Annotated in this window: 6 protein-coding genes and 1 pseudogene; 3 read left to right on the top strand and 4 right to left on the bottom strand. The window is 67.8% G+C overall.

The annotated features are described in order from the left end of the window. The coding region (locus VFZ20_RS16720) for an acyl-CoA dehydrogenase family protein (RefSeq protein ID WP_329685053.1) at nucleotides 1-507 on the top strand (507 nt) is incomplete at its 5' end. Between the two features lie 96 nt (nucleotides 508-603). Here VFZ20_RS16720 and VFZ20_RS16715 read toward each other — a convergent pair. Beyond that, on the bottom strand, nucleotides 604-885 hold the full coding sequence (locus VFZ20_RS16715; RefSeq protein WP_329685052.1) for a hypothetical protein: 282 nt from the start codon (nucleotides 883-885) through the stop codon (nucleotides 604-606). A gap of 42 nt (nucleotides 886-927) precedes the next feature. Beyond that, the gene (locus tag VFZ20_RS16710; protein ID WP_329685051.1) at nucleotides 928-1689 is read right to left on the bottom strand and encodes a hypothetical protein; all 762 of its coding nucleotides are present in this window, start codon (nucleotides 1687-1689) and stop codon (nucleotides 928-930) included. Between the two features lie 143 nt (nucleotides 1690-1832). Between VFZ20_RS16710 and VFZ20_RS16705 the strand changes: the two are divergent. Continuing rightward, nucleotides 1833-1952, top strand: a pseudogene (locus VFZ20_RS16705) (acyl-CoA dehydrogenase family protein); the annotation flags it as partial. A gap of 427 nt (nucleotides 1953-2379) precedes the next feature. Here VFZ20_RS16705 and VFZ20_RS16700 read toward each other — a convergent pair. Together VFZ20_RS16700 and VFZ20_RS16695 are read right to left on the bottom strand one after the other, a co-directional pair. Then, nucleotides 2380-3216 (bottom strand): hypothetical protein, encoded by an 837-nt coding sequence (locus VFZ20_RS16700; RefSeq protein WP_329685049.1) that lies wholly within the window; start codon nucleotides 3214-3216, stop codon nucleotides 2380-2382. Nucleotides 3217-3441: 225 nt separating this feature from the next. After that, the gene (locus VFZ20_RS16695; protein WP_329685048.1) at nucleotides 3442-4179 is read right to left on the bottom strand and encodes an MIP/aquaporin family protein; all 738 of its coding nucleotides are present in this window, start codon (nucleotides 4177-4179) and stop codon (nucleotides 3442-3444) included. A gap of 301 nt (nucleotides 4180-4480) precedes the next feature. Here VFZ20_RS16695 and VFZ20_RS16690 point away from each other — a divergent pair. Then, nucleotides 4481-4914 (top strand): hypothetical protein (locus VFZ20_RS16690; protein WP_329685047.1); only part of this gene is annotated, 434 nt, incomplete at its 3' end.

Raw genomic sequence — 4914 nt, 5'->3', positions numbered from 1 at the left:
CTGATCTTCGAGAACTGCGCGGTGCCCCGCGAGTGCGTGCTCGGGGCCGTCGGCAAGGGTTACAAGGTCGCCATCGAGACGCTCAACGAGGGCCGCATCGGCATCGGCGCGCAGATGATCGGCATTGGCCAGGGCGCGCTGGACGCCACCATCAAGTACGTGCAGGAGCGCGAGCAGTTCGGCAAGCGCATCGGCGACTTCCAGGGCGTGCAGTTCCAGATCGGGCAGATGGCCACGGAGCTCGAGGCCGCGCGGCTGATGGTGTACAACGCCGCCCGTCTCAAGGACGCCGGCCAGCCGTTCCTGCAGGAAGCCGCCATGGCCAAGCTGTTCAGCAGCCAGGTGGCGCAGCGCATTGCCAGCACGGCCATCGACCTGTTCGGCGGATACGGCTTCACCCGCGAGTACCCGGTGGAGAAGTTCTACCGCGACAGCAAGATCGGCACGATCTACGAGGGCACCAGCAACATGCAGCTGCAGACCATCGCCAAGAACCTGATGAAGTAAGGTCAGACAGTAGATCAATGAATGGCGAAAAGCCCCGACGGGACTCTCCCGTCGGGGCTTTCGTTTCCGCCTGCACAGTCGCAGATCTGGAGTCTACTAACGTTTGACGCAGACTCGTCGAAGTGAGGGGAACAGCAGGACGCAACGCATGCCGGGCGGGCAGGGAGGGTTGCAGCCGCTGGCCTTGGCAGAGGTGGCTGTGCTTTGGTCGAAGCTTTCCGCACCCTCCAAGTTCAATGCTCCCGCGTCGTCATCCGTGACGTCCAGCATGAACTCAGCCCCTTTCACAACGGTAGGATAGCGGTCTGCGAGCTTCTGGAGCTCCTCGAGGAACTTAGCTAGTTCGTTCCGTGAAATGAGATCGTCGTCCTGCATCATAGTGCCTCCAGTAATGTGAAGGAAAATGCCACCCGTACTGCCTCAACGGGGGGCAGGGTGTTCGGCCAGTGTCACGGGGGGCGGAGCGGGCACCACAGCCTGTTCAGCTGGTTCATCCGGCGCACCGATCCCGAAGCCAATGCGCAGTGTGCTCGTCCACAGATCCATGGACGCAGGCCCACCTGCTGGAGGAGGGATGAGCTTATCCCCAGTCCAGTCCAGGCTCGGAAACCTTGTGTAGCGGACCGAGTTCTCGATGAAGAATCCCGCACTCCCGAAGGACAGGCCCACCGCTAAGCTCGTACCTACATGATACCCGGTCCCAGTGACTTTCAGGACCTGAGCTGACTCGGGGGATTGTGCAACGGTTGCGCGGAAATCGTGTAGCTGCGACAGCCCAATACCTAACCCAAGGCTGGTACTCGGAGTAATGCTCCCGAAGGATGGAAGCACCACATCGTAGTGCTTTGAAACGGTAGGTAAGGCGTGGATAGATCCCCTAATGTCCAGTGATTCATCTTCGGCTTCGAACCCAGTGAGTATGTCAAAGCCCACCGTGATCCCCAGATCCGGATTGTTCAGCGCGAACCCGAGTTGCTGAAGGTCGCCATTGCCCTTCAAGGCATCACTGTGGATGAATCCTGTGGGGGCAAAGAAAACCAGTCCAGCGTCAAACCCGGAGGCAAACTTGCCCAGAGTTGTGAAAATGGAAGCTGCTTCCTGTGCTTGGGATGGCCGCGGCGCGAGGAATTGGACGATAGTTGCCAATAGAACGATTCGTTGTACCGCCGGCATCAGTGACATGAGGGCCTCCGTCATAAATCTGGTTTCGGCTGGGGATCTCGCGTGATTCGCTATCATCCCGTGACTACGCCCTTTTAGATGAACTCAGGCCTCCATTTTCCCCCACTGTGTTTCATTGGAACTGTAATGATCGCGGAATCAGCCACGGATCCACCCGCGAGTACCCGGTGGAGAAGTTCTACCGCGACAGCAAGATCGGCACGATCTACGAGGGCACCAGCAACATGCAGCTGCAGACCATCGCCAAGAACCTGATGAAGTAAGGTCCTGCGGTGGATGGACGACGATCGGGGCCCCGGCAGCTGCTGCCGGGGCCCCGATTCGTATTCGCCGGACGCGTCATCCCGAGAGGCTGCCTGGAATCGCGTCCGCGATGCGTCCTATCGAGAGGCTGTTTGGAACCGCGTCCACGATGCGTCATCCTGAGGGAGCGCCGCGCATACCGTGAATGCACGCGGGACTTTGGCGCGACCGAAGGATCTTGTGTGCGAGACTCGGAGGCGGATGCCGTGCACGAAGGTCGCCCCCGAGCTTCGCGGGCAAGATCCTTCGTCGCCGCCATGGATCACGCACCGGCAAGGGTTTGCGCGGCGGCTCCTCGGGATGACGCGTCTGGCCGATCCGCGTTCTCCGATGACGATCGGGCAGAGGGATCGGGCGATCCCGCTCACGACATCACGTCGCCGTCCGTCACTGCAGCAGGCCGGAGAAGGCGGCCCGCTCGCGGAGGACCCGCTGCTCCCGCGCCCGCGCCGACTGGACGGCGGCGGCGTTCACCCTGGCCGCCAGCTCGCTGCTGCGGTGCGCCTCGTCCTCGCGCTGCCAGAGCAGGTCGTCTCCGCCGCCGGGCCGCACCCACGGGTCCACGCGCACCAGGTGACGGTGAAACGCCAGCAGCGCATCCGCGTGCGGCGCCGCGTCCGCCGCCGCGCTCCCGAACTCGGGCGGAAAGAGGCCGCGGACGTCCTCCACGGGCATCCCCGCCTCCCGCGCCAGCGCCGCCATGTGCTCCTCCACCCAGGCGGCGGACCCCTTCTCGATCTCCGCGATGGCGGCGGCGCGGCTCTCCAGGTACCTGCCCACCGCGGGGTGCGCGCGGGCGTTGGCCTGGTAATCCACCGTTTCCATCGCCGCGGGCGGGTTGTGGGCCGTGGCCCCGTGCCGCTGCAGGATCTGCCGCTCCCACGTCCACCGGTCCGCCAGCATCCGGCCGACGGCCCAGACGCGCTTGGCCGGCTCCGTGGTGGGCGCGGGCCGGCCGGCGCTCCCCTTCACCAGGGTCGTGGCCAGCGTGTCCTGCACCCACACGAACACCTTTCGCGCGTGCTCCTTTTCGCGCTTGACCTCCGCGGCCTGCAGGGCGCGCTGGTCGGCGCCGCGGTATTGCAGGTAGATCCCGCGGCAGAGGAAGAACAGCCCCGCCAGGACGACGACCCACCCGGCGGCGCCGAGCCATCCGCCGACCGTCCGCCACCAGGGACGCTCCGGCGGCGGCGCCGGGCGGGGCGGCAGGGGCGCGTACTGCATGGGCGCGGTTGTCTCGATTGGAGCGGTCGGCGGAGCGACGGCACCGGGTGAGAGCGGCGCGCCGCACGCGGGGCACGCGTGGGAGCGGGCGGGGACGGCGGCGCCGCACGCGCGGCAGGTGGTCAGGGCCATGTCTCGAGGGAGCGCAATCCAGGGTTCCAGCCATTGTCCAGCGGCCACGGGGCTCCCATGCGGGAGCCCTGTGAGATCGTTCTGCGATGCGGATCAGGCCAGGCCGCGCTCCTCGGCCGGGGCGGGGCCGCCGCGCACGGCGGTCTCCCGGCTGGGCGCCGTCACCATGAAGAAGCGGTGCTGCAGGAACGCCGCGGCCACGCCGCCCAGCAGGGGCCCCACCCAGTACACCCAGTGCGCGCCCCACTGGCCGCCCACCAGCGCGGGGCCCAGCGCCCGCGCCGGGTTCATGGCCGCGCCCGTGATGGGGCCCGTGGCCATGATGTCCAGCGCCACCGTCAGGCCGATGGCCATGGGGTAGACGGACCGGGGTGCCCGCGCGTCCACGGCCGTCCCGAAGATCACCAGCACCAGCAGGAACGTCGTCACGGCCTCCACCGCCGCGCCGCCCAGGGGATGCACGTTGGACGACATGGCCGGCGTGCCCGCCGCGACCGCCTCGAGCCCGAAGAGAAAGCCCACCAGCAGCGACGCCAGGACGGCGCCGGCCACCTGCGCGGCCACGTACTGCGCGCCACGCGCGGGCGTCATCCGCCCCGTGGCCACGAAGCCGGCCGTGACGGCGGGGTTGAAGTGCGCGCCGGAGAGGGCGCCCAGCGCGGCCACCATCACGGCGATGGTCAGCCCGTGCGCCAGCGCGACGGTGGTGAGCGACGCGGTGCCGTCCGCGCCCGAGATGGCGTCCAGGTTGATGGACAGGATGCCGATGAAGCACAGCGCGAACGTGCCGATGGCCTCGGCCGTGAGGGCGCGGGACGGATTGTCGCTCATGGTCGGGAGGAGTGGGTGCGGGTGCGGTGGTGGCGCGGAGGGACGGAGCCGGACGTCGGACTGTACCCGCGGGGCCGCCCGGCCGTCAAGCATCATGAACGGAGGGGCCGGGCGCGCCATCGGACCGTGACACGGCCGCGACGTTTGTAACGATCGTAAAATTCCATCGTTACAGGCAAAACCCTGGCATCCGGGATGCACCTTGATTATGGATTGAAACGGCACGGTAACGCATTCGTCACCGCCCCGTGACGTGCGCGTTGCACGCGAGGCTGTCACCCTCCCTGACCCGCATCCGCCGATGACCCATCCCCGCGCACTGGCCGCGCTGGCGGCCCTGCTGACGCTCCCCGCCTGCGCCGTGGTGCGGCCCGACACGCTGCATCCCCGCGAGTCGCTGCTGAGCGACGCGCCCCGGCGCGTGGCGGATCGCGCCTGCCGCGTGGCCCCCGAGCCCGCCGCGCTCCCCTCCGCCGACGCGCTGGTGGACTCCGCGGCGCTGGCGGCGGACGTGGCGGCCGCGTGGCGGGCGGCCGGGCAGCCGGCGGGGCACGTGCTGTTCGCCCTGCGCTATGACCGCGACGGGCTCAACGTGCGGCGCGACGTCATCGAGCACCGGGTGAGCGACGCCCTGGCGGACTCGCTGCAGGCGCTGGTGTTCAAGCACCGCCGCCGCGCGGACCCCGCGCAGGCGGAGTGGAGCGTGCGGATGCGGATGGACCTGGGCGAGGCGCC

Origin of the sequence: Longimicrobium sp., assembly GCF_036280135.1 — a bacterium.
Classification (GTDB): Bacteria; Gemmatimonadota; Gemmatimonadetes; order Longimicrobiales; family Longimicrobiaceae; genus Longimicrobium.
The sequence above is the reverse complement of the archived record's forward strand: the minus strand, read 5'-3'. Positions and strand labels throughout refer to the sequence as shown.

Coding starts and splice junctions, on each gene's coding strand:
- VFZ20_RS16700 (WP_329685049.1), bottom strand. CDS start 3,216: ATGCAGTACGCGCCCCTGCCGCCCCGCCCGGCGCCGCCGCCGGAGCGT.
- VFZ20_RS16715 (WP_329685052.1), bottom strand. CDS start 885: ATGATGCAGGACGACGATCTCATTTCACGGAACGAACTAGCTAAGTTC.
- VFZ20_RS16710 (WP_329685051.1), bottom strand. CDS start 1,689: ATGTCACTGATGCCGGCGGTACAACGAATCGTTCTATTGGCAACTATC.
- VFZ20_RS16695 (WP_329685048.1), bottom strand. CDS start 4,179: ATGAGCGACAATCCGTCCCGCGCCCTCACGGCCGAGGCCATCGGCACG.